At 63.6% G+C, this 25063-nt stretch carries 27 protein-coding genes and 1 pseudogene; 12 read left to right on the top strand and 16 right to left on the bottom strand.

Translation table 11 applies throughout. The features are described from left to right. The 3 genes from BEN49_RS17105 to BEN49_RS17115 form a co-directional block, all read left to right on the top strand. Positions 1-311: transposase (locus tag BEN49_RS17105; RefSeq protein ID WP_141765699.1), on the top strand; the 311-nt coding region annotated here is incomplete at its 5' end. A gap of 210 nt (positions 312-521) precedes the next feature. Then, positions 522-3698, top strand: coding sequence for a PAS domain-containing protein (locus BEN49_RS17110; protein WP_070745535.1), 3177 nt, complete (start codon positions 522-524; stop codon positions 3696-3698). Between the two features lie 4 nt (positions 3699-3702). Then, positions 3703-4128, top strand: a complete 426-nt coding sequence (locus BEN49_RS17115; RefSeq protein WP_070745537.1) for a response regulator — start codon at positions 3703-3705, stop codon at positions 4126-4128. 32 nt (positions 4129-4160) lie between these two features. Here the strand turns inward: BEN49_RS17115 and BEN49_RS17120 are convergent, their stop codons facing one another. The 3 genes from BEN49_RS17120 to BEN49_RS17130 all read right to left on the bottom strand — a co-directional run bounded on the left by BEN49_RS17120 (position 4161) and on the right by BEN49_RS17130 (position 5752). Then, positions 4161-4433, bottom strand: a complete 273-nt coding sequence (locus BEN49_RS17120; protein ID WP_070745540.1) for an EthD domain-containing protein — start codon at positions 4431-4433, stop codon at positions 4161-4163. 161 nt (positions 4434-4594) lie between these two features. Next, a complete protein-coding gene (locus BEN49_RS17125; protein ID WP_070745542.1) occupies positions 4595-5101 on the bottom strand; it encodes a VOC family protein in 507 nt (168 codons plus the stop codon). Positions 5102-5155: 54 nt separating this feature from the next. Continuing rightward, positions 5156-5752 (bottom strand): FMN-dependent NADH-azoreductase, encoded by a 597-nt coding sequence (locus BEN49_RS17130; protein WP_070745544.1) that lies wholly within the window; start codon positions 5750-5752, stop codon positions 5156-5158. Between the two features lie 230 nt (positions 5753-5982). Here BEN49_RS17130 and BEN49_RS17135 point away from each other — a divergent pair, with 230 nt between their 5' ends. Further along, positions 5983-6342 carry a winged helix-turn-helix transcriptional regulator gene (locus tag BEN49_RS17135; RefSeq protein WP_070745546.1) on the top strand — a complete coding sequence of 120 codons (360 nt, stop codon included), beginning with the start codon at positions 5983-5985 and terminating at the stop codon, positions 6340-6342. Positions 6343-6442: 100 nt separating this feature from the next. Here the strand turns inward: BEN49_RS17135 and BEN49_RS28220 are convergent, their stop codons facing one another. The 9 genes and pseudogenes from BEN49_RS28220 to BEN49_RS17175 all read right to left on the bottom strand — a co-directional run bounded on the left by BEN49_RS28220 (position 6443) and on the right by BEN49_RS17175 (position 14449). Further along, the gene (locus tag BEN49_RS28220) at positions 6443-7003 is read right to left on the bottom strand and encodes a two-component regulator propeller domain-containing protein (RefSeq protein WP_070745548.1); all 561 of its coding nucleotides are present in this window, start codon (positions 7001-7003) and stop codon (positions 6443-6445) included. A 32-nt stretch (positions 7004-7035) separates the two neighbouring features. Beyond that, positions 7036-7479: pseudogene (locus BEN49_RS31005) on the bottom strand (two-component regulator propeller domain-containing protein); the annotation flags it as partial. Positions 7480-7876: 397 nt separating this feature from the next. Then, the gene (locus BEN49_RS17145) at positions 7877-8389 is read right to left on the bottom strand and encodes a ligand-binding sensor domain-containing protein (RefSeq protein WP_070745550.1); all 513 of its coding nucleotides are present in this window, start codon (positions 8387-8389) and stop codon (positions 7877-7879) included. 453 nt (positions 8390-8842) lie between these two features. After that, the gene (locus tag BEN49_RS17150) at positions 8843-9787 is read right to left on the bottom strand and encodes an alpha/beta hydrolase family protein (RefSeq protein ID WP_070745552.1); all 945 of its coding nucleotides are present in this window, start codon (positions 9785-9787) and stop codon (positions 8843-8845) included. A 38-nt stretch (positions 9788-9825) separates the two neighbouring features. After that, complete coding sequence (locus BEN49_RS17155; protein ID WP_070745554.1) at positions 9826-10752, bottom strand: helix-turn-helix domain-containing protein; 927 nt, start codon at positions 10750-10752, stop codon at positions 9826-9828. 107 nt (positions 10753-10859) lie between these two features. After that, positions 10860-11732, bottom strand: a complete 873-nt coding sequence (locus BEN49_RS17160) for an SDR family NAD(P)-dependent oxidoreductase (RefSeq protein WP_070745556.1) — start codon at positions 11730-11732, stop codon at positions 10860-10862. A gap of 203 nt (positions 11733-11935) precedes the next feature. Next, the gene (locus tag BEN49_RS17165) at positions 11936-12922 is read right to left on the bottom strand and encodes a helix-turn-helix domain-containing protein (RefSeq protein WP_070745558.1); all 987 of its coding nucleotides are present in this window, start codon (positions 12920-12922) and stop codon (positions 11936-11938) included. A 107-nt stretch (positions 12923-13029) separates the two neighbouring features. Beyond that, on the bottom strand, positions 13030-13917 hold the full coding sequence (locus BEN49_RS17170) for an NmrA family NAD(P)-binding protein (RefSeq protein ID WP_070745560.1): 888 nt from the start codon (positions 13915-13917) through the stop codon (positions 13030-13032). Between the two features lie 106 nt (positions 13918-14023). Continuing rightward, entirely contained in the window at positions 14024-14449 is a 426-nt protein-coding gene (locus BEN49_RS17175) for a cupin domain-containing protein (protein ID WP_239691986.1), read from the bottom strand. 270 nt (positions 14450-14719) lie between these two features. Between BEN49_RS17175 and BEN49_RS17180 the strand changes: the two genes are divergently transcribed. From BEN49_RS17180 to BEN49_RS17190, 3 genes are all read left to right on the top strand, one after another. Next, positions 14720-15670 carry a bifunctional helix-turn-helix transcriptional regulator/GNAT family N-acetyltransferase gene (locus tag BEN49_RS17180; protein WP_070745563.1) on the top strand — a complete coding sequence of 317 codons (951 nt, stop codon included), beginning with the start codon at positions 14720-14722 and terminating at the stop codon, positions 15668-15670. Between the two features lie 36 nt (positions 15671-15706). Next, complete coding sequence (locus BEN49_RS17185) at positions 15707-16120, top strand: DUF2000 family protein (protein WP_070745565.1); 414 nt, start codon at positions 15707-15709, stop codon at positions 16118-16120. 556 nt (positions 16121-16676) lie between these two features. Beyond that, on the top strand, positions 16677-17456 hold the full coding sequence (locus tag BEN49_RS17190; protein WP_070745567.1) for an IS5 family transposase: 780 nt from the start codon (positions 16677-16679) through the stop codon (positions 17454-17456). Between the two features lie 158 nt (positions 17457-17614). Here BEN49_RS17190 and BEN49_RS17195 read toward each other — a convergent pair whose 3' ends face one another. Continuing rightward, the gene (locus BEN49_RS17195) at positions 17615-17881 is read right to left on the bottom strand and encodes a carboxypeptidase-like regulatory domain-containing protein (protein ID WP_125916968.1); all 267 of its coding nucleotides are present in this window, start codon (positions 17879-17881) and stop codon (positions 17615-17617) included. A 267-nt stretch (positions 17882-18148) separates the two neighbouring features. Beyond that, positions 18149-19939, bottom strand: a complete 1791-nt coding sequence (locus tag BEN49_RS17200) for an NHL repeat-containing protein (RefSeq protein WP_125916970.1) — start codon at positions 19937-19939, stop codon at positions 18149-18151. A gap of 318 nt (positions 19940-20257) precedes the next feature. Here BEN49_RS17200 and BEN49_RS17205 point away from each other — a divergent pair, with 318 nt between their 5' ends. From BEN49_RS17205 to BEN49_RS17210, 3 genes are all read left to right on the top strand, one after another. Continuing rightward, positions 20258-20536 carry a DUF1294 domain-containing protein gene (locus BEN49_RS17205; RefSeq protein WP_070745573.1) on the top strand — a complete coding sequence of 93 codons (279 nt, stop codon included), beginning with the start codon at positions 20258-20260 and terminating at the stop codon, positions 20534-20536. Positions 20537-20684: 148 nt separating this feature from the next. Next, positions 20685-20903, top strand: coding sequence for a hypothetical protein (locus BEN49_RS27110; protein ID WP_125916972.1), 219 nt, complete (start codon positions 20685-20687; stop codon positions 20901-20903). 206 nt (positions 20904-21109) lie between these two features. Next, positions 21110-22231, top strand: a complete 1122-nt coding sequence (locus BEN49_RS17210) for a Fic family protein (RefSeq protein WP_070745575.1) — start codon at positions 21110-21112, stop codon at positions 22229-22231. 76 nt (positions 22232-22307) lie between these two features. On the opposite strand, the gene BEN49_RS17215 is transcribed toward BEN49_RS17210, so the two are convergent. Further along, positions 22308-22700, bottom strand: coding sequence for an Imm7 family immunity protein (locus BEN49_RS17215; protein WP_070745576.1), 393 nt, complete (start codon positions 22698-22700; stop codon positions 22308-22310). Between the two features lie 133 nt (positions 22701-22833). On the opposite strand from BEN49_RS17215, the gene BEN49_RS17220 reads away from it, so the two are divergent. Further along, positions 22834-23319 (top strand): Imm26 family immunity protein, encoded by a 486-nt coding sequence (locus BEN49_RS17220; RefSeq protein ID WP_070745578.1) that lies wholly within the window; start codon positions 22834-22836, stop codon positions 23317-23319. A gap of 130 nt (positions 23320-23449) precedes the next feature. Here BEN49_RS17220 and BEN49_RS17225 read toward each other — a convergent pair whose 3' ends face one another. Beyond that, the gene (locus tag BEN49_RS17225; protein ID WP_158022986.1) at positions 23450-24379 is read right to left on the bottom strand and encodes a DUF389 domain-containing protein; all 930 of its coding nucleotides are present in this window, start codon (positions 24377-24379) and stop codon (positions 23450-23452) included. Positions 24380-24562: 183 nt separating this feature from the next. On the opposite strand from BEN49_RS17225, the gene BEN49_RS17230 reads away from it, so the two are divergent. Then, complete coding sequence (locus tag BEN49_RS17230) at positions 24563-25030, top strand: hypothetical protein (RefSeq protein WP_070745583.1); 468 nt, start codon at positions 24563-24565, stop codon at positions 25028-25030. Positions 25031-25063: the final 33 nt, after the last annotated feature.

Raw genomic sequence — 25063 nt, forward strand, 5'->3', positions numbered from 1 at the left:
ACCTGGCGGCCATGGCCCGCGGCCGGCCGGTGCGCTGCCGCCTGACAGCGGGCCAACGCCACGACGCGTCGCAAGCCCGGCCATTGCCCGACGGCCTGGCCCCGGCCTACCCAGTGGCCAACCACGGCTCCGATGCCGACCCGCTCGTGGCCGCGTTGGCCACCCGCGGCACCTGCGCCGTGATTCCGCCCCGGCGCAAGCGCCGCCACCCACGGGCCTACGATGCCGCCCGCTATGCCCAGCGCCACCCCGTCGAACGGCTGTGCGGCCGCCGCAAGCTATTTCGCCGCGTGGCGACGCGTTACGACTAGTTGGACCGGCATTTTCTGGTTTTTATTCACTTGGCAGCAACCGTGCGCTGGTTGCGCGAGTGGTAACACTTCTTAACAGTCGCTGGTGGCCCTTGGGTAGCCGAAGGCGTACTTTCGTGCATGCCTGATTCGCCCGCTGCTTCCCTGCCAGTTGACCTGCGCGTTGCTTATCCGTTAGAGGAGCTCTTGAACGGACTACTCGCAACCTCCTTGACGGGGATTGCCCTCTACGCACCTATTCGGGGCACCGATGGGGCCCTGGTAGATTTCACGATTGACTGGCTAAACCCGGCTGCCCAACGCATCCTCAGCCAGCCCGCCCGGCCCGGTGGCACGTACCTCCAGCACTACCCGCACACGTTGGAGACCGGCGTGTTTGCCTTTCATCGGCAGGCCTTCGAATCGGGCGAGCCGGCGCAACTCCAGGTGAACTACCAGGGCGATGGCCTCGACAACTACTTTCAGCTCTCGGCGCAGCGGGTGGGGCCTGGGCTGCTGGTGAGCTTCACCGATACGGCCGACCGGCCCCGTTCCTCCGTGGAAGTGGCCTTGCGTGAAAGCCAAGCCCGCGAACAGACGGCGCGCGCCGAGACGGAGGTGCAGCGCCAGCGCTTCCATGACGTGCTCATGCAGCTGCCCGCCCACGTGGCCGTGCACGAGGGCCCGGACCAAGTGTTTACGCTTGTCAATCCTGAATACCTGCGCATCGCCAACGGGCGCAACCTGTTGGGGCAGCCCATCCGCGAGGCGTGGCCCGAGCTGGCCACGCACGGCATCCTCGACATGCTTGACCGGGTGTACCAGAGCGGCGAGCCCTTTACCGCCGCCGCGCTGCCGGTGCAGACAGACTTCACGCGCACCGGCGAACTGGAACAGGTGTACTACGACTTCTTTTTCCTGGCCTTGCGCAACGCCCACGGCCAGATAACGGGCATACTTAACTTTTCCTACGACGTCACCGCCCAGGTCCTGGCGCGCCAGCAGGTGGAGCAGCTCAACCAGGAGCTGGAAGCCCGCGTGCAGCTGCGCACCCACGAGGCCGAGGCCGCCCGGGCCGAGGCAGTGGCGCAGCGCAACCGCATGTTGCGCCTCTTCGGCCAGGCCCCGGCCCAGATTAACCTTTTTTTTGGTCCCGACCACGTCTGGACCCTGGTGCACCCGCGCACGCAGGAGTTGCTGCCCCACCGCGCGCTGCTCGGCTTGCCCCGCCGCCAGGCCCTGCCCGAGCTACCCGAAGAAGAGCACGAGCTGTTCGACCGGGTGTACCGCACCGGCCAGCCCGTGTACGCCCAGGAGGTGCTTAACCCCTTCGACCCCCTCCACAACGGGGCGTTGCAAGACGAGTACTTTGACCTCACCTACCAGCCCAAGTTCAACGCCACCGACCAGATTGAAGGCGTGATGAGCCTTGCCATCAACGTCACGGAGCGGGTGCGCGCCCGGCAACAGGCCGAAGGGCTGCAGGCCGAGTTGCTGGCGGCCGCCCAGCGGCAGGCGCAGGAGCGCGAGGCGCTGTTCCACATTCTGGCCGATACCCCCGCCGCGGTGGCCCTGTTGCGCGGGCCACAGCACCGATTCGAGTACGTCAACAAGGCCTACCAGCTGCTTTTTCCCGAGCGCCAGCTCACCGGCAAGCCCGTGGTCGAGGCCTTGCCCGAAACCCGGGAGGCCGGTTTTCTGACCGAGCTCGACCGCGTGTACCGCACCGGCGAAACCTTCTTCGGCCAGGAACTGCCCATGCGCGTCCAGCCCCAGGACGGCCGCCCCTTCCAGCAGGTGCACTACACCTTTACCTACCAGGCCTACCACGAAAACGGCCAGATTGCCGGCATCTCCATCTTTGCTTTCGATGTCACCGAGCAAGTACAGGCCCGGGAGCAGCGCGAAGCCGAGCGCCAGCAATTGCATCATCTCTTCATGGAGGCGCCGGCTCCCATTGTCATCCTTGACGGACCCGACCTCGTGTTTCAGCTCGTTAATCCCGCGTACCAGCGCATCTTTCCCGGCCGCGCGCTGTTCGGCAGGCCCCTGCTGGAAGCCCTGCCAGAGCTGGCCGGGGCCCCCATCCTGGGCGACTTGCGGGGCGTGTACGAGACAGGGGAAACCTACGTCGCCCAGGAAATGCCCCTGCTGTTGGCCCGGCACGAGCAAGGGGCGCTGGAGCAGATGTACTTTACGTTCACCTACCAGGCCCGCCGCACTGCCCACGGCGTAATCGACGGGGTGCTGGTCTTCGCCCACGAAGTCACCGACCAAGTGCGCGCCCGCCAAAAAACAGAAGAAAGCGAGGCCCGCTTTCGCATCATGGCCGACGCGGCGCCCAACCAGGTGTGGGCCGTCAACCCGGATGCCACCATCCGCTACGCCAACCAGGCCTTTCTGGACTTTGTCGGCATGGGCCTGGCGCAGTACCAACAGACGGGCTGGTCGGCCTTTCTGCACCCCGAGGAACTCGACTTGGCGCAGCAGACGCTGGAAGCGGCCATCCGCACCCGCACCCTGTACGTGCTGGAGCACCGCATGCGCCGGCCCGACGGGCAGTACCGCTGGCTGCTGTCCCAGGGCGCGCCCAGCTTCTACCCCAACGGGGAGCTCTACGGCTACGTGGGTTCGGCCATCGACATCACGGAGCTCAAACAGACCAACGAGCAGCTCAGGCGCACCAACGTGGACCTGGACAACTTCATTTACACGGCCAGCCACGACCTCAAAACCCCCATCGCCAACATTGAAGGCCTGCTCTACCTGCTGCAGGAGGAGTTGCCCGCCGAGGTGGCCCAGAACGTAGAAGTGGGCCCCGCCCTGACCCGCATGCTCGCGGCCGTGGAGCGCTTCAAGCGCACCATCGACCACCTCACGGAGGTTTCCAAGCTGCAAAAGGAACATGCGCCCGCCACCACCCTGGTCAACCTGGTCGCCGTAGTCGAAGACGTCCGCCAAGACCTGCTGCCACTGCTGCAAGCCGCCGGCGCCAAGCTCTTCATCGACGTATCGGTGCTGCCGCCTGTGCCGTTCGCCGAGAAGAACCTGCGCAGCATCGTCTACAACCTGCTCAGCAACGCCATCAAGTACCGCCACCCCGACCGCACCCCCCACGTTGATGTGCGGGCCCACGTGCGCCCGGGCCACACCGTGCTCGAAGTGCACGACAACGGCCTGGGCCTCGATCCCGCCCACCTGCCGCGCCTGTTCACCATGTTCCAGCGTTTTCACGACCACGTCGAGGGCACCGGCATCGGCCTCTACATGGTCAAGCGCATGGTCGAGAACGCCGGGGGCCGCATCGAAGTGCACAGCCAGCTCGGGGCCGGCACCACGTTCTTTGTCTTCCTGCCCCACGCGGCCAGCCCCGCCGGGCACTCGTTTCCCGCTTTCCTTCCCTCCTAACCCCATGGCGGCCATCTCCTGCACCCTGCTCGTCGACGACGACGACACGACTAACTTTCTGAACCAGGCCTTGCTCCGGCGCATGGCCATCAGCGGCACGGTGCTGGTGGCCGGCAACGGCCAGGAGGCGCTCGACCTGCTGCACACCCATTGCGAGCGGCCCACTTCGCCTACCTGCCCGGCCCTTATTCTGCTCGACATGAAGATGCCCCGCATGAACGGCTTCGAGTTCCTGCAGGCCTACACGCAGCAGCTCCAAGCCCGAACCCCCGCGGTGGTCGTCATCATGCTTACCACCTCCCTCAACCCCCGCGACGTGGAGCTCATGCAGGGCCTGCCCATCGCCGGCTACCTCACCAAGCCCCTCACCCGCGACAAAATCAATCAGGTGCTGCAACAGCATTTCGGCCAGCCCGCGGAGGAAAGTTAAGCGCCGGGCCCTTGGGGCAGAGCAAGCCTGCCTTACGGAATGGGCTTCTCGTAAGCGTAGAGAAAGACCGTCTTCGAGCGGTCAAGAATGTGCGCTTCATCGGCCGCCACCACCGCGTTGTAGTGGTCGGAGGTGAACATGGCCGCCGCGTCGCCCAGGTTGGCAAACCAGATTTCAGCCACTCCGTCGTAGGACGTTGTTCGCAGGCCGGACACGGTATCCGCAAGGGAGTGCAGCTGCACGTAGCGGTACACTTTCGGGGCACCGGGCTGCGGCTGGGCCAGCATCGGCGTGTGCTTTACCATCTAATACCGGTGAAATTCTTCGTGCGTGAGGTCAGCGCGCCGCGTAAGCAGGCAGCTCACTTTCAGCAGGTGGTCGGCGGGTGGGAGTTGGTCGCTCATGGCGATTTCTGTTTGAGGGAAAAGTAGTGAACAATCGGGCTAAGCCCCGTAAGTGGGAAAGGCTACTGTGCCCGCGCCAGCAAGCCCGGCACGTCCAGCGGATGGGTGTAGATGGTGAGCTTGCCGGCGGCATCCACCGGCCACTCGGCGCGCGGGCGGTCCCAGTACAATTCCAGGCCGTTGCCGTCGGGGTCGTTGAGGTAGAGGGCCTCGCTCGCGCCGTGGTCGGCCGCGCCGCTGAGCGGGTAGCCGGCCTCCCGCAGGCGGCGCAGCACCTGGGCTAGGCCCGCCCGCTCTTGGTACAGGATAGCGGCGTGGAAGAGGCCCGCGACCCCCTCGTGCTCGGCCGGCCGCCCACCCCGGCTGTGCCAGGTATTAAGCCCGATGTGGTGGTGGTAGCTGTCGGCCGACAGGAAAGCGGCCGCTCCCGCGTGCACCATCACCTCAAAGCCCAGCAGGTCGCAGTAAAAAGCGAGGGCCCGGTCCAGGTCGGTTACTTGCAGGTGGATGTGGCCAATGCGGGTGCCGGCGGGCACCGTGTAAGGAGCAGAACCAAGTTGCGTACGCATAGCGAGGAAGCGGGGCGGGCGAAAAAGACAGGTGAGTAGGACCGAGTGAGCCGCTCAGACCGCTACGCTGGCCAGACCCTTTTGCAGGGCGGTGGGCTGGAACTCAGGCAGCTTCACGCCCTCGGCGCGGGCGATGGTCACGTCGGTCATGCCCAAGAAGCCGAGGATTTGGCGCAGGTAGGGCGCGGCAAAGTCGCTGGCCTGCGCCGGGCCCTGGGAGTAGACCCCGCCGCTGGCGATGGCCACGTACACCTTCTTGCCGGTGACGAGTCCTTCGGGGCCGGCTTCGGTGTAGCGGAAGGTCAGGTTGGCCCGCGTCAGGTGGTCGAGCCACGACTTGAGCGAGGCGGCGATGGTGAAGTTGTAGAACGGCGAGCCGATGACGAGCACATCCGCCGCCAGCAGTTCGGCAATAATCTCGTCGGAGTGCCGCACCGCTTGCTGCTGCGCGGGCGAGCGGCCCTCGGCTGGGGTAAAGTAGGCTTGCAAGTGCGCCTCTTCCAGGTAGGGCAGCGGGTGGGTGGCCAGGTTGCGCACCACCACCGTGCTCCCGGGATGGGCCGCCCGCAGCTTGTCGATAATGCCCTGGCTGAGCCGGGTGCTGTAGGAGTTGGCGCCTTGGGCGCTGGCAATGATTTGCAGAATCTGCATGAGAAAAAAATAATGGGTGAAAAGTGACTTGCCCGGCCCGCGCTTACCGGGCCCCTTTGCTGGTGCTCGCCAACCAAGCGGGCTGTTGAGCTGTTGGGTATTCTGATTACCTCAAGCCATCAGCTAACTATTTGGTTTGGCCTGGCCACCAAGTACAGATTACCCGGCGGAAGCCTGATTACCAGCAGGTAATCACTAAAATTCAGTTCTCACTGTTTCTATGTTTCTCGATGAATAGTGCCCAAGCCGCCCAATGCGACCAGACCATGCAAGCCCTGCGCCACGCGCTGGCGGTGCTCAACAGCAAATGGAAGCTCCCGCTCATCGTGGCGTTGCGCACGGGCACCCGGCATTTTCGCGGCTTGGAGCGCAGCGTGGCGGGCATTTCCACGAAGGTGCTGGCCAAGGAATTGAAGGACCTGGAAGCGCAGCAGCTTATCTCCCGCACCGTGTACCCCGGCCCCCCCGTGGTGGTGGAGTACCAGCTCCTGCCCTATGCCCAGTTGCTCGACCCGGTCATCGAAGTCTTGAAGGAGTGGGGCCTCCAGCACCAGCGGCACCTGGAAGCGCTTGGCACAGTGCCGGTGTAGCCGGAAATAGCGCAAAGGTTAGGAGCGGCCAGCACTGCGGGAGCAAGCCCAATTGGCCGGTGCCCAGTAGGCCTCACCGAAACGCGTTGCCAAACTACCCTTAACCCGTTCTGTTGTCTGGTGTCGTTGCGTAAGTGAAGACCCTGCCAAGGCACTGCGCCCGCCCGTCGAGAAGATGTAACGAGGCGGCCCCCACCTCAAAGGCGCTGCTCTGCAACCCGTCCGCTACGTCGTAGCGCAGGTACTGGCGGGTGCCGGGCCGGAGGCGGTAGAGTCCGGTGCCTCCCACCCAGAGGTTGCCGTCGTCGTCGGCCAGCAGGCTCTCAGCGTCGCTCTCGGGCAGCCATTGCTGGTACGAGCGTACCGTTTCCCGGCCCCGGGCATCGGTCACGAGCTGGTGCAGGCCCCCGCCGATGGTCCCAATCCAGAGCGTGCCCTGCCGGTCGAAAAATAGCGGCCAAGTGTAGTTTACTTGCAGGCGCTGGCCCGGCGGCGAGTGGTGGGCAAACTGCCGCAGCACCCGCACCGAGTCGGGCGCAACGCGCAGCTTGAGCAGGCCCGCGTCGCAGGTGCTGGCCCAAAGCACGTCCTTCGTGCGGTCGTAGAGCAGCGACGTAAATTGCACAGTGGGCAACGGGGCCGACGTGCGGGCGGCCAGCAACTGCCCCAGTTGGCTGAGGTGGTGCAGGCCGCCCCTCGGGTGCCCAGCCAGAGCGTGCCGTACCGGTCCTCGGCAATGCCCTCCATATTGAGCTGGCGCAAATCCAGGGTGCCGTTGCCGACGGTCGTGTACGTAGCCCAGTGGTCGTGGCCGCCGGGGTGGGTAAGCGCTAGCAGGCCGGCGCCGCGGGTGCCAAACCACAGCGTGCCGTTGGAACTGCGAAAAATGGACGACACCTCCACCTCCGACGCATCGGGCTGCTGCTGGTTGAAATAGTAACTAAACTGTCTGGTCGTCAAGCTGTAGCACGTCACCCCGTTGCGCGTGCCGTACCAGAGCAGGTTGCGCGCCTCCTCTTTATAAATGGCGTTGACGTAGTTGTTGGGCAGCGTGGCCTGGTCCACCAGCGGCTGGCGGATGCGCCCAAAGAGCTTCTGCCGCAGGTTGAGCCAGTTAAGCCCCCGGCAGCCGAGCACAGCCAGAGCAGCTGGTGGCGGTCCTCAAAAACTTGGTAAACCTGCTCGGCGTTCAGGCTGTGCGGCTCCTTGTCGCTGGGCAAAAAACGGTGTGGTGGGGTGAGCTGCAAAGGGGGGGGTGTTGGCGGCCGGCGGTCCGGGCTCCCACGCGTACAGCCCGTAAATAATACCCGCCCACAGGCGGTTAAAGGAGTCGAGGTGCAACGATTGCAGAAACGGCAGTTGCTGCGGCAAGGCCGTAGCGGTCAGTTCCTCGGGGCGACCGGCCGGGCCGCGGTAGCATCCACGACTTGCAGGCCCGCGTCGTAGGCGCCCACCCAGAGGCTGCCTTGCTGGTCGATGGCGAGGGCGCGCACGTTAAAGGCCAGCCTAGGTGCCCCCGCCGGGGGGATGAGCGTCAAGCTCCACACTTGGTGGTTGGGCTCCAGGGCCAGGACAAATAGGCCCTGCTGGTGCCTACCCACAGCCGGCCTAGTGGGTCGGTTGCCAGCGACGACACATCGGCCTGCGCGAGCTGTCGCAGCAGGCGCCGGGCGGACGGCAGCAGCAGCTGCGCGGCCAGGCGCCGAAAACAGTCGTGGTCGGCGTCATAAAAACTCAGGCCCGCCCGCTCGGTACCAACCCAAAGCTGGCCAGTCCGGTCGGCGTACAGCACCTGGATGCGGTTGGCCGACAGCCCGCTCAGCGGGTTTATCGGCAGGGCATACGGCTTCAGTTCGTAGCCGTCGTAGCGGTCCAGGCCGTGGTTGGTGCCCACCCAAATAAAGCCGGCGCGGTCCTGCGCAACGGCCATGGCATCGCTGTGCGCGAGGCCCTCGTCCACGCTAAGGTGCTCGAACCGAAATTCGTCCGCGGTGGCCGGCTGGGCCGCGGCAACCTGGGCCGTGCCCAAAAGGCAGGTCAGCAGCACCCAGTACCAACTACCACCAAAGCAGAAGCTATGCTTGTTGCCGGGCCAGCACGAATCAAAAAGTAACGCGGGAAAGGAGCCTAGCAAAAACGATTGAACGAGATAGGATTGTGTTCAGCAACGAGAACGAGTATAACGCAGGCTATGGGCACGAATCCGCCGGCTGCTTGTGAGCTAGCTGCCCCATCCTCTACAGCATGGGCAGTGGACCTTCTGGGTTGCTGCCCTCAGTTGGGCACCACCACAGCTTTGCCTTTCACTTGCCTTGGCTGGTTTCGTGCCCTTTGCAAGAAATGTCCAGCCTCATGCTGGACCTGTGTAGGCAGGGTGCCAACGCCGAGTAGTTAAGAAAAGACGATAAAGAGGAGACATCCAGAAATTATTTTGTGTAGGCAATTGCTTAACAGTTGTAACCTTGCCCGGATACCTTGCAAGAAAGCCCGTTGCTCACTTTCATTTGGACTCGATGTAACCCAGCGAAGGGACGTGCGCTTGCAAAGCTTGACTCGCGAGGGGCCAGCTCCCATCGTCGGGGTCAAGGGCAGTGCGCAGGTACGCCCCGGTGAGCTGGGCCACCAAGGCCACGCGCGCGGGGTGCTCGTCGGTCGTTTCGGCCGCATCGTAGCCCGAAATACCCCCTAGGCCGTGTTCGCCGCCCACTATGGTCAGCAGGGATTTGGAGCCGGCACTCAAATAGTAGGGGTCGGCGTGCCAAGCGGCCCCGCGCGTCGTGAGGTGGGTTGATACGTCGTGGTCGCCCACCACGACGAGGGCGGGGGTCGTCATTTCGGCAAAGCTGGGGTGCCGAAAGAAAGCCAGGTTCTCCGTGGCGTAGGCGCTCAGGCTGCCGCCGCCGTCGCCGGGCGCGGCCAGCAGCACCCCCGCCCTGATGCGCGGCTCGGCCAGGCTGACTTGCGCGCCTTCCTCGTCCAGCAGCTGCGCGCCCAGCAGCAGGCCGGCTGTGTGCCCGCCCATCGAGTGCCCGGCCACGGCCACCCGGCTGGGGTCGAGGCGCCCCGCCAGCGCCGGTACGGCCGCCTCAATGGTGCCGAGCTGGTCGAGAATCAGGCGCATATCCTCAGCGCGGGAGCGCCAGAACAGGGGCGCGCCGGGCGTGGCCGGGTCGAGTTGCAGGGTGCGCGAACTGAGGTGGGTGGGCTGGATGACCACGAAACCCTGCGCCGCCCAGGCCTGCACGAGCGGACCGTAGCCGTTCATCGAGGAGAGATTATTGGACCGGCCCTGCCCGTGCGAGAGTAGAATAATGGGCAGGTCGCCCCCGGCCAACGGGAAAGAAATGCGCAGCTGCAACGCCACGGCCCGGCCCGGCACCGCCAGCACGACGGGGCCTACCGAAACGACCGGCTCAGTATTATTTCTAGTCAGTACGTTGTCCATGAAGCAAATAGAATAAGTAAGTAAGGATGTCGCCGCGGCTACCGCCGGCGGGCAAACGAGCGCCGAAAGGCGAGCGGGGTGGTACTGGTTTTTGCTTTGAAGAGCTGGCTGAACGACTGGGCGTGCTCAAACCCCAGCTCGTAGGCAATCTCGCCGACCGACAAACTGCTGACGGCCAGGCGCTCTTTGGCCCGCTCGATGAGGCGGTGGTGAATGTGCTGCTGCGCGTTCTGGCCCGTCAGCGAGCGCAGCATGTCGCTCAGGTAGCTGGGGCTCAGGTGCACGGCGTCGGCCAGGTACTGCACCGTGGGCAGGCCCCGCACGAGCGGTTGCTGGGCGTCGAAATAAGCCGCCAGCAGCTCATCGACCCGTTGGAGCAAGGCGCGGTTGGCCGGGCGCCGGGTCAGGAACTGCCGCTGGTAAAAGCGCTGCGCGTAGGTCAGCAGCAAGTCGAGCTGGGCCAGCAGCACCTCCTGGCTCAGGTCATCGAGCCGGCTGCTCAGCTCGTCGGCCATGTTACCAAACAATGCCAGCAGCGTGGCCTTTTCCTGGTCGGAAAGGTGCAGGGCCTCGTTGGTGGCGTAGGAGAAAAAGCCGTGCTGCCGGATGGTTTGGGCCAGCGGGTAGCCCAGCAGAAAATCGGGGTGCACCAGCAGCACCACGCCGCCCTGGCAGCCCGCCTCCGCAGCGGCGCCCAGCACCTGGTTGGGGGCCGCCAGCAGCAGGCTGCCCTCCGTGAAATCGTAGTAGCCCTGGCCGTAGGTCAGCTGGCCGCCCCCGCCGGTTTTGAGGGCAATTTTATAAAAGCTCAGCACGTGGGGGCCGTGCCCCGGCGTGGCCGGCGCTGGGTGGGCCGGGGCCTCGTGCAGGCTGATGAGCGGGTGTTGCGGTGCCGGCAAGCCCATTGCCAGGTGCGCCTCGGTCAAGGAATTGAAGCGATGCGGACTAGGAGTTGGTTTTTTCATAAAATATTAAAACGCGGCCAGCGGCAAAGCAGAGCACTAGGCTGGCAACCAAGCCGGTAAGCCGGGGGCAAGGGGTTAAGTTTAGCAGCGCAACCCGGCGAAGTAAGCTAGCCGGGCTGGCCCTGCGCCGCGTCCGACACGGGGGCCCAGGCCTCCCAGGTGGCGAGCCGCTCGGCGTAGGTGGCCCGCACCCAGGGCAGGTTTTGGCTGCCCAAGAACAAGCGCAGCGGCGGCTCGGCCGCATCCACGGCCGCAAACAGCGCCGCGGGCGTGGCCTGTGGGTCGCCCCGCTCGGAGGTGCGCAGGCGCTCCATAAAGCGGGTGCGGAAATCGGCGTAGACGTCCAGGCTGGGGGCTACTTGCAGCGACTGGTCGCTGCCAAACTCGGTGGCGTAGGCCCCCGGCTCCACCAGTGTCACGTGCAGGCCAAAGGGCTTGATTTCGGCGGCCAGGCTCTCGTGCAGCGCCTCGAAGGCCCACTTGGTGGAGCAGTAGTAGCCAATCATGGGCAGGGACACCAGCCCGAGGCTGCTCGAAATGCCGACGATGTGCCCGTGGCCCTGCGCCCGCAGCAGCGGCAGCGCCGCTTGAATGACGGCCAGCGTGCCGAAGATATTGGTCTCGTAGAGGGCTCGCACGTCGGCCGCGCTGGCTTCTTCGATGGTGCCCACCAGCGAATAGCCGGCGTTGTTGAGCACCACGTCGAGCCGCCCAAAGTGGGCATGGGCCTGCGCCACGGCCGTTTTTACCTGCTCAAGGTTGGTCACGTCCAGGGCCAGGGTCAGCACGTTGGCGCCGTAGTGCGCGGTTAAGTCGGCGAGGCTGGCCAGCTGGCGGGCGGTAGCGGCCACCTTATCGCCCCGATGCAGGGCGGCCTCCGCCCAGATGCAGCCGAAGCCGCGCGAGGCACCCGTGATAAACCATACTTTGCCCGGGGTGGTAGCGGCGCCACTGCTGGTGGCTGGTTGTTGTTGTGCCATGAGGTACTTGGTTGCGTTTAGAACGCTGCAAAGTTTGCCGGCTGCCGGGGCGCAGCTTGTAGGCTAATGCAGGAATTGAGTAGGCAAAACGAGGCCCCTACCCCCCTGTTGAAGCACCTTCGACCGCGCGCTGCGTTTGCCTCAGCGAAAGACTGCCCATTCCCTAGCCGGTTAACCTTGGCCGCCCCGCCCGGTGACGCGCCTCAGGAGGCCGAAAATTTCTTCGGGTTCTGGCCGTAGTGCTTCTCGAACAGCCGGCTGAAGTGGCTCAGGTTGGAAAAGCCCAGCTCGTAGCCTACCTGGGCCACTGAGTGCCGGCCGTGCTTCAGCAAAAAGGCGGCTTCCGCCATCCGGGCCTGCTGGTAGTACGTGTAGATGGTGGCGCCAAACGTCTGCTTGAACAGCTGCTTGAGCTTGGTTTCGCTCATGGCCGCCCGTTGCGCCAGCTCGCGCAGTACCGGCGGCACGCTCAGTTCGCGGAGGATGGCTTTGCGGATGTGGAGCAACCGGTCGGCGTCGGCGCTGTTAATCGGTTGATGGGCCGCGCTTTCCCGTAACGACAGCTTATGAAAAACCAGGTAAAGCAGCTCCTGCACCTTGTTTTGCACGTAGAAGCTGCTCAGGTTATCGGTCATGTCCACCGCCGTTATCTTTTGAAGCAGCAAGCTGGTTTCCGCCGCCATGCGCTCGAAAAACAGGAACGAATTGCCGCTCCCGGTGATGGTTTGCAGCACCGAATTCGGGTTGCTGACGGCCAACAATTCCTTCAACCGGGCGGGCTTAATCGCCACCACCACGTAGTGAATGTACTGGTGCGCCGGAAAGCGGATGGTGGAGCTCAAGTCGTTGGACGTCACCTGAATGGCCGCCTCCGAATCGTCGTGCCGCGAGAAAAGCACCTGGGAGTTGTCGTCGTACGCAATCCCGAGCGGCTGCTCGTTGTTGTAAAAGAAGACGGTAATCAACTCATTGCCCAGCTCGGAGGCCTTGCGGTTGATGACCAGCTCTTCCCGGAGCAGGTAGTGGTGGAGGGTAATTTTGAAATCCGGGCCGAAGGCTAATTTGCGGATGTAGCCTTGGCCGAGCTGCTCGGGCATCTCCAACACGCCCGCGTGTAGCGTTGCCTGGATGTGCCGGGCGAATTGGGTGATGAAATCAAAGTCGGGGGTTGCCGAAAAGCTGAATACCATGCCAATAGGTCTACTAGTGGGCTAGTCAAGGAGCGGGTTAGCCGGCCCAAATCCCTGCGCCGTACTGCCAACCAGAACCGCCCCGGACGGTTCTGGTTGGCCGGCCGCTACGCCTGCTCGTACCGGGCTTTGAACTCCTGCGCGAACTCCGCCAGCTTGGTGGGGCCGGTCACCGGCGCCCCGTGGGCAAAAAAGTCCTGAGTGATGCGGCCGGCGCGCACGCCCTGGCCCATTTCGGTGATGAGCCCCACCAGCTCGGCGGGCGTGCCGGCGGCCAGCAGCCCCTGCTGCAGCTGTTCGTCGGGAATCACGGTCCAGGCTAGGTCGGGCTTGCCAATCGCCGCGCCGAACAGCGCCGCCAGCTCCTGGCCGGTCGCAACCGCTCCCACTACGTATTTCACCCCGTACCCGTGGCCAGCCGTTTGCAACTCCTGCGCCGCCGCCGCCGCCACGTCCTGCGGGTGCGTCAGGGCCAGCGGGGTGTCCCCGCCGTAGTTATTGCCGAAGAGGTTTTGGCTCTTAATCAAGGGGATGTCCCGCAGGAAATTGACGTAGAAAAATCCCGACCGCAACACGGTCACGCCTACCCCGGTCAGTTGCCGAAACGCCTGCTCTACCCGGTGCACGCCCTGAATGGGGCCCGTGCCGGCGGCGGCATCGGCCCCCACGCTGCTCAGCAGCACCACGCGGGGCACCCCCGCCGCCGCAATGGCCTGGGCGTAGGCCTGCCCGGCCGCCGCAATGTTGTCAAGCAGGTTGGTCGCGCCCATGGCCGGCGGCAGCATGGCAAACACGGCCTCGGCCCCGTCGAAGGCCTGGGTCAGGAACCCGGCGTCGCTGATGGAGCCCACGGCGGCTACGGCCCCCAGGGCCTCGATTTCGCCCTGGTGGTCGGCGTTGCTGGTGATGACGGTGAGCTGGTGCCCGGCGGCGAGCAGCTTTTCGACGAGGGGTTTGGCGACGTTACCCAACGAGCCGGCAGTGGTAATTTTCATGGTTTTACGTGCTATAGGGTTGGAGAAGCAGGGGCCGTTTTTTGGGCCCCTGCACGTTTTATTAAGTGCCCATTCCCACGGGGAAATCTAGCGGGCCAGGGCCGGCCTAATCGAGGTAATTCGGTGGAAATACCTGTTGGCCCAGCGTGGCCGCCGCGGCCTGGGCTTTGTGGATAAACGCCTCGTCCATTGCCGGCGGCGGCAGGAAGTGCCCCGCCGCCACAGGCTGGCCAATTGCCTCGAAGAGTTTCTCCAGGCCGGACGGCACCACCGTGCACAGCAAATGGGCCACGTTCGGGGTCTTGTTGTGGAAGCTGTGCACCACGCCTCCCTTCGGAATGGTGGCGAAGGAGCCCGGGGTGGCGACGAACGTACCAAACTCGGATTTGACCTCGATTACATAGAAGGATTCCTCGATGGCAGCGTGGGCGTGCGGGCCGGGGCCCCCGCCGGGCGGTATCAGCATATCTATGGTGGCGAAGGCCCCGCCGGTGTCTTGGCCGCCAACCAGAATGCGGTAGGTGTCCCCCACCACGGAAGGTTAGGCCCTTCTGCGGGGCCGAGGTGCAACGGCTGCTTGTCGGAATTCTCCATAATTGTTAGGCTAAATGCGTTGCAAAGGTCAGGACCGGACCCGGCGGTAAATAGCCGAATAAGGCGATAAATCAGTCCTATCCGACAGTCAAGATTCGTCGGCCGCCCCAGTCACTTTAGCTTTTAACAACCCTAACTCATTTCGCTGCTAACGACAATTTGCTCGGAACGCGCTACTTTTGTGTAAGTACTTACATAATTTAGCGCAATGGATTTTTTGCAGCAATTGGGTCCGGTGGCGCTGGGCAGCCGGCTCCGACGACTAAGCGAGCACCTCACGGGGGAAGCCGCGGGCATTTATGCCGACTACGGCCTAAGCTTTCAGCCCCGCTGGTACCCCGTCTTTTACCTGGTCGCGCAGCAACCCGGCATCACCAGCCAGGAAATCGTCGAGCAGATTGGGCACACGCACGCCTCCGTTAGCCAGATTGTGAAAGAGCTGGTGCGCCAGGGCCTGCTGGTCATGGCAGTGGACGCTCAGGACCAGCGCCGCCGCCGGCTGCAGCTGACGCCGGCCGGGCACGAGGTGCTCCCGTCCCTGCGGGTTCAAACGGAGGACGTCGGCCGCGTCATGCAAGTACTCGTCTCCGAAGGCAGTCCCGGCCTGTGGCAGGCGTTAACGGCGTTGGAGGAGCAGCTCCGCCGCCAGCCCCTGCGGGCGCGCGTGGCGGTGACGCGGGCGGCGCGGGAAGGTGCCCCCGTGGTGGTGCGCGACTTTCGGGCCGGCGACCAGCCGGCGTTTCGGGCCCTCAACGTGGACTGGATAGAACGGCATTTCGCCCTGGAACCGGCGGACCTCAAGGCCCTGGACCAGCCGGAGCACTACATTTTAACCCCCGGTGGCTGCATCCTGTTGGCCGAAATGGGGGGCCAAGTAGTGGGCGCCTGCGCGCTGCTCAAGCAGGATGAGCACAGCTACGAGCTAGCCAAAATGGCCGTTTCGCCCGCCGTGCAAGGCCGCCGCATTGGCCAGCGGCTGGGGGAGGCCGCCGTGCAGCGGGCCCGCGCGCTGGGGGCCCGGCGCGTGTACTTGGAGAGTAATACCAAGCTAACCGCCGCCCTGGGCCTCTACCACAAGCTGGGTTTCCAGCACCTGCCGCAAGCCATCCCTTCCCCGTACGCCCGCGCCAACGTGCAGATGGAATTGGTTCTGCACTAGCCCCCATCATCGCTCGCCTGCCCCCTTGCCTTTCCCATGTTATACGACACCAAAATAGCGCTGGTGCTCCTAGCCGACCTGCCCACGTGGCAGAAGCGAAATGTAGCCGCGTTCCTGGCCAGCGCCGTCGCCATTCAATTTCCGGCGACGCACGGCCAGGTGCTGCTCAATAACACCGGTGCCCCGTACCTGCCATTCTTGCGGCAGCCGGTGCTGGTGTACCAGGCCGGGCAGCCGCAGGAATTACACCGCGCTTTCCGCCGCGCCAAGGAGCGCGGGGTGCACGTGGGCATCTACACCGAGCCCTTATTTGCCACCAAAGGCGAAGCAGAAAATGTAGCCGCCATCGCCCGCTTTGCCGACGAGGACCAACCGCTGGTGGGCCTGGTGCTGTACGGCGAGGCCAAGCTGTTAAGTAAAGCGCTGGACGGGCTCAAGCTGCACGCCTAGGGCCTTGTGCCCACTCAGCTCAAAAACGGGGATGGCTGGGTGAAGTGTCGGCTTCTTCTTAAAAGGCTTGTCAAAGCTGGAGCCTAGCCTAGTAATTCAAATGAGGTTTGCAGCGAGGCAACTTGCCTGAGCATCCCTGAAGGGGGGGCCAGGTAAGTAATGATAAGCAAAAGCAGTTTACCTATCAGTAGTGAGGTAGTCGGGTAAATCTGGATAGTATAAGGTCTTAGCCAGCTCCCAAACCAGGGCTTTAGGGTCTTTACATACGATTGTTTATTCGTGCAGCGCAGAGGGCTACTAATCAACACGTAAAAGCGAGAAGAGTACGCGATACTTACTAGATGGCCTCACCTTGTTGACCTAACCCAATTGAGCACTGATTGTGTACAAGCTACTGACGCGCAAAATGCTATCCGTCAGCACCAAATACTCCAACAAAGGCCCATGTATCGGCTAGCGATGAGCTACTAGAACTAAGAGTGTGTTTGGGAATTAGAAGGCAAAAAGAAACGAGCCAGTAAGTTGCGAATGGAGTTTCTAGGCTCCGGCTCGCATTATGGTTGACAGTCATCAACCCCTTACTGACTCGCAGTGGCAAGTTATTGTCCACTTGCTACCTATTCAGCGCAAACGCCGCCATTGTTTGCGGCAAATACTTGACGCTATGCGCTATATCTGTCGAACCGGTTGTCAATGGCGCTGTTTGCCCGCCTGTTTTCCACCCTGGCCGGCGGTGTATTACTGCTTTGCCCGGTGGCGGGCCGACGGCACGCTGGCCCGCCTCAGCCAGGCCAGCAACCGCGCCGACCGGCTGGAACAAGGTCGCCGACCAACTCCGTCGCTGGCCCTGGTCGATGCACAAAGCGTCAGACTGGCGCCGCGCCTAAGCCAGCAGCGCGGCCTCGACGCCCACAAACGCATCAACGGGCGCAAGCGCCAAGTACTCTGTGACACAGGTGGGCGCATCTGGCAAGCGGCCGTGCACGCCGCCAGCAGGCATGATAGCCGGGCGGCCCACGTCTTGCTGCCTCCGCAGACAGCCTTGCGACCGGCTTGGGCAAGTCGGCTGCGTACCGTGCTGACAGACAGCGCGTATCAAGGTCGATTTGCCCAGCAGGTCCAAGCCCTGGGCTGGCAACACCAAGTGGCTAGTCGACCACCTTCCGCCACCCGCGGCTTCGTGCCGGTCGCTAAACGCTGGGTGGTCGAGCGCACCTTCGCCTGGCTCAGCGCCTTTCGCCGGTTGGCCGTGGACTACGAACGCACCCCGGCTAGCCACGTAGCCTGGCTCTTACCCGCCAACTTAACAATGACTCTGAACCGATTAGATTCCTAAACACGCTCTAATTCGGCAGCAGACCGGTTGAAGACACATTAACACATATGCATGTGCTACCTTTGCCTAATATGGATACCAAATCCCTCCTTTAGGTAAACGGAGCGCGTTTAGGGCAGGACCGTTTAGGTAGAGTCGCTGATGTTCCGTGCTAGGGCTTACCTGCATCGCATCCCGAGCTTCACGTCCGCGATGTCGCCGGAGCCCAGCTTAATGGGGGAGGGCGCCAGCGGACGGCAAGCAGGATGCGTCGCGGTGAGGGCGTAGTTGCCCGCCGGAATGTGGAAGAAGCGGAAAGTACCCGCCGGGGCGGCAACCGCTTGGTAGGAGGCCGTGGCGCTAACGAGCTGCACCGTCACCGGACTGGGGTGTTGGTCACACAAATTCACCGCCTTGCCCTCAAGGATGGCAGTGACTGTGTCCATGACGGCGGTGCGGCGAAAAGAAAGAACCCGACTATCGCCTAGAGCACGCAAGTGCCCGCCGGCCTGCGCGGTGGCACTAGGCGCCTGCAGTCCATGGCAGCCGCTCAACAGCCAGAACAACCACAGGACAAGTGTCGGCATTGATAAAGATTTATTCAAAGCGCATAATTACGCTCCTTCATCTGAACCTTGGTCTTGGCACGGAGTGGATTCGGCGGGCCGGTGGTCCCGGACGCAGCTCGCCCCTGTGCCATCTGCTTTTCCTGCTTAGGGCACCACCAGCAGGGGGCCGCCGCGCGAGCCGCCGTCCCCCACCAACTGCACCCGGTACCAGCCCGCCCGCCAGCCGGCTGTCGACAGGTCCACCGCCTGCGTGCCGCGTGCCAGGGAGCGCCGCAGCACGAGTTGGCCCAGCGCGTTGACCACCCGCAACTCGGCCGGAGCCGTCGGCGCTTCGGCCCAGCGCACCGAAACCGTGCCCCCCCCGGCGGCGGGGGTGGGCGCCACGGTCAACGCCTCGGCGAAGCGTTGCGCGCCCCGCGTAGCCAGGGCCCTGGCTGCCCCAATTTTGGCGACGTATGCGGTCGGCCGGGCCGTGGCCGTGCTGTCGAGCCAAAAAGGCCCAAAGTCGGCCCGCCCGCCGTACATGCCGGTCAGGTAGGCCGACCCGTCGGGGTCGAGGGCGACCCCGTAGCCGGCGTTCTGGTTACCCGAATAAGTTGGTGCGCGCACGCCCCCGCCGGCCCGCGCGGCCCACAGCAGGGCGCCCTGCGTGGAGTAGCGGGCCGCGTATATCTGGTTGTAAGCCCCCGTCGTGGTCAGCGTCAGGGCCCCAAACGAGATGGCCGTGTCAAACGGCCCAGTCACCGTTGTCGTACCGTCGGGGTGCACGGCCAACCCCAGCCCGTTGGAGACCCACCCCGTGTTGGGCGGCGTGCTGCCGGCCATGCGGGCCCACGCCACGGTGCCCTGTGGGTCGTACTTGGCCAGGAACACGTGCGCCGAACTGGCCACCGGCAGCGAAAAGGTCGTCGCGCCCAGCGTCAGGGTGGGCAAGAAGTCCCCCAGCACGTAGGCGTTGCCCGCCGCGTCCACCCCCACGCCCCGCATCAGGGCGTAGTTCCCGGACGAGGCCGCCGCCACCGGACGGCCCCAGACCACGGCACCTTGGGCGTCGTACTTGAGCAGGAAGAGGTTGTGGTAGCTCGCCGGCGACGCGCCGGCCGAGGGAAACGTCACCGCGCCGAACGTGGCGGCGTCGTTGTAGCCCCCCACCACGAGCACGTTGCCCGCCGCGTCCACGGCCACGTCGCCGGCGTAGTCGCTGCCAGTGCCTCCACCCTGGCGCGCCCAGAGCACCTGGCCTTGGGGGGTGTACTTGGTGACCAGCGCGTCAAAAGCGTAAGCCGGCCCTTGCGCCGTGAACGCGAGCGTCCCGCGCGTCGTCGTGCCCCGAAAACGCCCCGCCGAGTACAGGTTGCCTTGCCCGTCCACGGCCAGGCGCACGTTCAGGTACGGACTCAGCGGGAACGTCAGCAGGGGAGGGCCCTGGCCGCGCAAGAGGGGGGCCAGGTCGCTGGAGCGCTGCCCCCAGACGGGCGCGCCCTGCGGGTCGAACTTGACCAGGAATTCGTCGGCGTCGCTTTGGCTGACGAGCGTGGTGGCCGCGTTTAAGGCCACGGTGCCGCGGAACGCCCCGGCCACGTAGCAGTTGCCGGCCGCATCGGCCGCCACGTCGTACCCCACGCCCTGCCCCGTGCTGCCCAACCGCCGGGCCCACACGGGCGCGCCCTGGGCCGTGTATTTGGCCAAAAAGGCATCGGTCGAATCGGCCGTGAGCGTCGTGCTCCCGATGGTGAGCGCCTGGCGAAAATACCCGGTCACGTACACGTTGCCCGCCGCGTCGGTGGCCACGCCAAAGCCGCTGCTTCCGGCCGGGCTGGGCGCAGGCTCCACCCAGGCCCACGGCACGCGCGCCGGATTTTGGGCCCGCAGCCAGGCGGGCAGCAGCAGGAAGAAAGCGCTGGCAAGCAGCCGGCAGGTAGGGGAAAGGCGCATGGCGAACAATGAAAAGAGGGCGCGCAAGGGAACCGGTGTGGAAAACGAATATACCGCGTCACCTCCTATTAATCAGACTTGTGCATCGGCTAGCTACTCCCTCCTTCAACTGAACAGCGCGCGTTTACCTTGCCACCGTTTCCTTGAACGCAGCTCCATAACTTGCGGCCCCGCGGGTGCAACCTTCGTTTCCCAAACCGCTGGTAGCGCGTTTTCCTTGCCCCTTTTTGAACCCGCCCCACCGGTGCCGGCCCGTGCCGCGACCACCCCGGGCCGACACCCAGCACCGCCTACTCCGAACGGCCCGCCGCTCGCCCCATGACCCTACGCTGGAGTTGCCTGTTGTTTTTCAACCTGCTGTGCTTCCTGCTCTTCGCCTGGGACAAACGCAACGCCCGACGCGGTCAGCGGCGCTTGGCCGAAAAAACGCTGCACCTGGCGACGCTGCCCGGCGCGGCGCCCGGCGCGTGGGCGGCGATGGGACTGCTGCGCCACAAAACCCGCAAAGCCGCTTTCTGGGGCGTTACCCTGGGGCTGACGCTGCTGCAAGGGGCGGTGCTCTATTTCGCGTGGCCCTACTTGCCGGCGCCGTTGTAACCGGGTCAAACGCCCGCCTGCGGGGCGCGGGGCCCTGCACGAAGCAAGCACTGGCAGGTCCGGAGCCGAAGCGCAGCGGCGGTCATGCGCTAGGGTTCACGCTCCCACCCTTATTGTAAACCCTCAAACGTCCTTACCCCTTCAGTCCATGTGCCGTTCCTTGCTGCTACGTTATCGCTCGGTACGTCTGCTGGCCGTAGTCCTCCTGGGCCTACCTCCAAAGGCGTACGCCGCAGGACCGGGGCCATTTGACGGGAATTTGCTCGGCTTGCTGGCGCTAATGGTCGCCGTGGCCGGCTTTTTTGCCTTGCCTACCGGCATTGTTTACCTGCTGTATCGCATCCGAGATAAGTACACAAAGCGTTAAGTTATAACGCTCGTTTCTTTAAACGTGATGAGGCCTAACTAGCCACAAACATTAAAAGCCCCGTTGTATTAGTGTCTGGTCTGCCAGGATAGGTACTTGATGAGGCCTAAAGCGGAGCAAACATTAAAAAGCAACCGTTGATAATGTCTGCCCCGAAACCTGTAGGTTTGTGCCTGCAAATCCACTTGACTCTCCAATACGCGTAGATGAGCTATCCCATTAACCCGGACCGCAACCAGCCGTGGAATGCGCTGCCGGAATTGCCCCTGGCGGCGGAGCTCGTCGAAACGGTTGAAATTCTGAGCCAATTGGTCAAGGCCCGCGCCGCGCTGGGCCGGCTGCAGGGCCGGAGCGCGGTCATTCCCAACCAAGGCTTGCTCGTGAATAGCATCAGCCTGCAGGAAGCCAAAGCCTCCAGCGCCATCGAAAACATCTTCACCACCGACGACGAACTCTACAAAGCCTACAGCGAGCAGGCCACGGCGACGATTGCGGGCGCTCCCAAGGAAGTGTTGCGCTACCGCGAGGCGTTGTGGCACGGGCACGCGTACCTGCAGGAGCGCCCGGCCTTTGACCTGGAGTACTTCCCGCAGATGTACCGGCAAATCACGCAGGCCACGGACGGCATCCGACCGCCGTTGGCGCAGGTCTACCTCAAACAAGGCGGTTCCGGGCCCAATGCCGGCAAGGCCGCTTACACGCCGCCCCGGGGGGCGGGCATCCTGGAAGCGAAGCTGGCCAATCTGCTCGACTTCCTGAACGACGACGCGCGCTACCCCCTGGACCCGGTGCTGAAGATGGCCATTGGCCATTTTCAATTCGAAGCCATTCACCCGTTTCGCGACGGCAACGGCCGCACGGGCCGGGTGTTCAACATCCACTACCTGACCCAGAAAGGCTTGCTGGATTATCCGATTCTGTTCCTGAGCCGCTACATCATGGACCACAAGGCGGACTACTACGCCTTGTTGAGCGGCGTATCGCAGCGGGGGGACTGGAAATCCTGGATTTTGTACATGCTGCGGGCGGTGGAAACGACGGCCAACCTGACGTATGACAAAATCAACGACCTGGTGGCCGCCAAAGACGCCATTCTGCAGGCGATCGTCGCGGACACGGCGATCGAGCGCCCCGAGCAGCTGGTCAACAGCCTCTTTACCCAACCGTTCACCAAAGTAAAGCACCTGACGGATGCCCGGATGTACGTGGAGAACACGGCCCGTAAGTACCTCAATCAGTTGGTGGACATGGGGGTGCTAGGCAAGAAGGTTATTGCCGGCCATCACTACTACCTGAATCTGGAGCTGCACCGCATATTGAGTGAGTAACCAGGAAAACGAAAATCCCCTCCGTATGCTTTCTGGACCGTTTGACTGAACCCAATTGAGCGGTTAGAATAGCCCGTTATTCCTCAATGACGGGATTGCAGGGGGACAAAAACGGGTCGGGTAAACACTCCACGACGCCGCGCCGCACAGCGTATACCACAAACGCGTTGTTGTTGCCCTGTGAGTCTTCGTCGTCCCGCAGGTACACCACCCCGTAAGCTCCGGGGAATCGGCGTGCCACCTTGTGCAGCAGCTGCTCGGTTTCGGTCCAGTCCTCGCCCTGGTGGTTGGCATTGCCGGCCACGTGCAGGTAGTAGGACCCATTGCGCGCTTGGATAAGGGGAAACGTATCGTGGCCTCGCACCGTGTCGACGAACGGCAACACGCCTTGTACGGCCCCCGTGACGTGGTCTTCGCCTTCGCCATCGGTCGAGAGGGCCAAGCGAACCCATCCGTTGAATTCAATCATTTGCGCAGAAGCGACGGGTGAAAAACCAAAGTACGGCGCGGCAGTACTTGCGCCTCTTTCATTTAATGGCTCCTTTGGGAGAAGGACCGAGTTTTGGACCGTTTGACTGAACCTGCTTCGTTACGCTTTAGCCATGCCGAAAAGAAAAATTAAGTGGGGGACCGGGGACGTGTTTGCGGTCCCACTTGCCAACGGCAATTTCGCTATGGGCCAAGTGCTCGACCTGATGATGGTCAATCAAGTGCGCATTGCCCTGTACAGTGAAGTATTTCCGACACTAGAGGCAATTGATTTGGCGGCGGTGTGCACATCTGCCCACTTAATTTCGCTCATCACCAGTTCGCGCGAACAACTCGATTACGGCGTGTGGAAGACTGTTGGCAACAAGCCCGTTTCCGTTCCCATAGAGCGCTACCCCAACGAGCAATTCCGCCACAACGGGTGGGTCGGGGCAAAGCATTATGACGCGGGCCTAGTAGAGGATTTTCTGGATGCTTATTATGCACTGCGGCCGTGGGATACGTGGTTTAATCCCAACTATTTAGACGCGTTTCTTGTCGATGTGAGTAAGAGGCCAGAAGGGGTGATTCTGACTAAAGGTCTGGAAAGCAACAGCTAATATTCCCCGTTTACTAATTGGCTCCTATTTTTGAACGGGCCGTGTTCACCGACCTACCCTTTTCGTGAACAGCCCGGGGGCTTTCCGCGAGGGGGTATTCCCGGTTGCCCGGCTCCGCACGCCGGGTCGGCTACACCAACGGCTTTCGCCGGTGAACAAAGCGTTGCTTGAGCCACAAGAACGGCATGCCCAAGGCCAGAATGAAGCCCCAATCCGCGCCAAACCGTTCCAGGCCCTCTCCGGCCAGGTCCCAGCGGCCCACCGCCAGCCCGGCGCCCATCAGGGCGGCGGCCGGAATGAACGCCATGGCAATGAGCGGCCCCGCCTGGAAGCTGCGCCGGAAAGCCGCCAAGGTGACCACCCCGGCCAGGGCCCCGGCCGCGGCCAACAGCAATTCCATCAGCTTCGGGTGCGCCAGGTGCGCCACTTCCCCGTTCGCGGCCAAGGCGCCCGCACTCGTTTCGCCCGCCGCCACCAGCGCCCCCGTGGTCACGGCCGCCAGCGCCACGAGCACGGCGTAGCCCGCCACGGCCGATTTGACGCCCTCCCACACCAGCCTGCGGTGCCCGAGCACCAAGCCCAGCGGCACTTTGGTCATGGGGTCGAAGCCCGGGGCAATGACGGCCGACGCCACAAAGGCCACGGCCTGCGGCACGGGTTCCGACACCAGGCCGATGGCGGCCACGATGCCGCCGAGCCCCATCAACAGCAAGTAATTGGCCGTGATGCGCCCCTGGTGACGCAGCCCGCTTTCCATTTCTTCCCAAATGGCCTCGTCCCGGTCGTCGTCCACCACGTCGTGCGCGGCGGGGGCGATGAAGCTGTTCGCTTCGCTGGTGACCACGCTCAGCAGCCGGGGGTCGCCGACGGCAGCCAGGGCCCGCCGCAGCACCTCGTCGGCCCCCTTGTTGAGCACGTGCACGGTCAACACGTCGCCCGCCGGCTTCAGCGAGGCCCCGCGCGACACGCTCAGGCCGATGACGTCTTCTACGTTCTTTAATTGTTCGCTCAGCGTGTCCGTGGCCGCCGGCGGCACGGTCAATTCCAGGGTTCTATGCATCAGGGCGGGCAGAAGGGAAGCGGGGCGCCGCACTCCGCGCCGCCACCCCGGTTTACGGAAGCGGTGGGGCCACGTTGGCTCCCCAACCCCCAAGCCCGGCAAAACACTCCTTTTGGTATATCGGACCGTTTTCCTAAACACAAGGAGAAGCGTTATTACTTGCCTTCCCAAGTGCCCCTGTCCATGCACCCCGATACCACTGCCGCCAATCTTTTGCTTCAACGGGCGCTCGCTCGCTCGGCCGTCGAAAGCTTTGGCCTTTCCCACCAGATTCACTTTCTGGAGTTTCGCGACGACGGGCCCGAGGACCATGTGCTGTCCATTGACACGGACATGACCTCAAATGTCGGCTTCGACGAGGCCCTTGGGCTCACGGCTGACGAACGACTGCTCCTGGTCTTCAACCGGGTTAACCTGCGAAACGTGACCCGGGTGGCTTGCGACGACGAAGCCAATCTGTTTCTTGACTTCGATAACGGGGTGCAACTCCGATTTGCCGGCACCTCGTTGGATGGATACGAACCCTGGCAGCTGGGCAGCCGGACGCCCTTGGATGAGCCCAGCGGGTACTTGCTCATTGCCCAGAGCGGCGGGGGGTACGCCATTTGGGACGGGTCAGCACCGCCCCCAAACCACGCCGAAAACGTCTAATCTATTCCGCTCCTTTGCCTCAACGGAGCCTGT

It is taken from the genome of Hymenobacter coccineus, assembly GCF_001816125.1.
Taxonomy (GTDB): domain Bacteria; phylum Bacteroidota; class Bacteroidia; order Cytophagales; family Hymenobacteraceae; genus Hymenobacter; species Hymenobacter coccineus.

What these genes read in the sequence shown, in the direction of transcription:
- BEN49_RS17115 (WP_070745537.1), top strand. Translation starts at nt 3,703, where the DNA reads ATGGCGGCCATCTCCTGCACCCTGCTCGTCGACGACGACGACACGACT.
- BEN49_RS17120 (WP_070745540.1), bottom strand. Translation starts at nt 4,433, where the DNA reads ATGGTAAAGCACACGCCGATGCTGGCCCAGCCGCAGCCCGGTGCCCCG.
- BEN49_RS17125 (WP_070745542.1), bottom strand. Translation starts at nt 5,101, where the DNA reads ATGCGTACGCAACTTGGTTCTGCTCCTTACACGGTGCCCGCCGGCACC.
- BEN49_RS17130 (WP_070745544.1), bottom strand. Translation starts at nt 5,752, where the DNA reads ATGCAGATTCTGCAAATCATTGCCAGCGCCCAAGGCGCCAACTCCTAC.
- BEN49_RS17135 (WP_070745546.1), top strand. Translation starts at nt 5,983, where the DNA reads ATGAATAGTGCCCAAGCCGCCCAATGCGACCAGACCATGCAAGCCCTG.
- BEN49_RS17150 (WP_070745552.1), bottom strand. Translation starts at nt 9,787, where the DNA reads ATGGACAACGTACTGACTAGAAATAATACTGAGCCGGTCGTTTCGGTA.
- BEN49_RS17155 (WP_070745554.1), bottom strand. Translation starts at nt 10,752, where the DNA reads ATGAAAAAACCAACTCCTAGTCCGCATCGCTTCAATTCCTTGACCGAG.
- BEN49_RS17160 (WP_070745556.1), bottom strand. Translation starts at nt 11,732, where the DNA reads ATGGCACAACAACAACCAGCCACCAGCAGTGGCGCCGCTACCACCCCG.
- BEN49_RS17165 (WP_070745558.1), bottom strand. Translation starts at nt 12,922, where the DNA reads ATGGTATTCAGCTTTTCGGCAACCCCCGACTTTGATTTCATCACCCAA.
- BEN49_RS17170 (WP_070745560.1), bottom strand. Translation starts at nt 13,917, where the DNA reads ATGAAAATTACCACTGCCGGCTCGTTGGGTAACGTCGCCAAACCCCTC.
- BEN49_RS17180 (WP_070745563.1), top strand. Translation starts at nt 14,720, where the DNA reads ATGGATTTTTTGCAGCAATTGGGTCCGGTGGCGCTGGGCAGCCGGCTC.
- BEN49_RS17185 (WP_070745565.1), top strand. Translation starts at nt 15,707, where the DNA reads ATGTTATACGACACCAAAATAGCGCTGGTGCTCCTAGCCGACCTGCCC.
- BEN49_RS17190 (WP_070745567.1), top strand. Translation starts at nt 16,677, where the DNA reads ATGGTTGACAGTCATCAACCCCTTACTGACTCGCAGTGGCAAGTTATT.
- BEN49_RS17195 (WP_125916968.1), bottom strand. Translation starts at nt 17,881, where the DNA reads ATGGACACAGTCACTGCCATCCTTGAGGGCAAGGCGGTGAATTTGTGT.
- BEN49_RS17200 (WP_125916970.1), bottom strand. Translation starts at nt 19,939, where the DNA reads ATGCGCCTTTCCCCTACCTGCCGGCTGCTTGCCAGCGCTTTCTTCCTG.
- BEN49_RS17205 (WP_070745573.1), top strand. Translation starts at nt 20,258, where the DNA reads ATGACCCTACGCTGGAGTTGCCTGTTGTTTTTCAACCTGCTGTGCTTC.
- BEN49_RS27110 (WP_125916972.1), top strand. Translation starts at nt 20,685, where the DNA reads ATGTGCCGTTCCTTGCTGCTACGTTATCGCTCGGTACGTCTGCTGGCC.
- BEN49_RS17210 (WP_070745575.1), top strand. Translation starts at nt 21,110, where the DNA reads ATGAGCTATCCCATTAACCCGGACCGCAACCAGCCGTGGAATGCGCTG.
- BEN49_RS17215 (WP_070745576.1), bottom strand. Translation starts at nt 22,700, where the DNA reads ATGATTGAATTCAACGGATGGGTTCGCTTGGCCCTCTCGACCGATGGC.
- BEN49_RS17220 (WP_070745578.1), top strand. Translation starts at nt 22,834, where the DNA reads ATGCCGAAAAGAAAAATTAAGTGGGGGACCGGGGACGTGTTTGCGGTC.
- BEN49_RS17225 (WP_158022986.1), bottom strand. Translation starts at nt 24,379, where the DNA reads ATGCATAGAACCCTGGAATTGACCGTGCCGCCGGCGGCCACGGACACG.
- BEN49_RS17230 (WP_070745583.1), top strand. Translation starts at nt 24,563, where the DNA reads ATGCACCCCGATACCACTGCCGCCAATCTTTTGCTTCAACGGGCGCTC.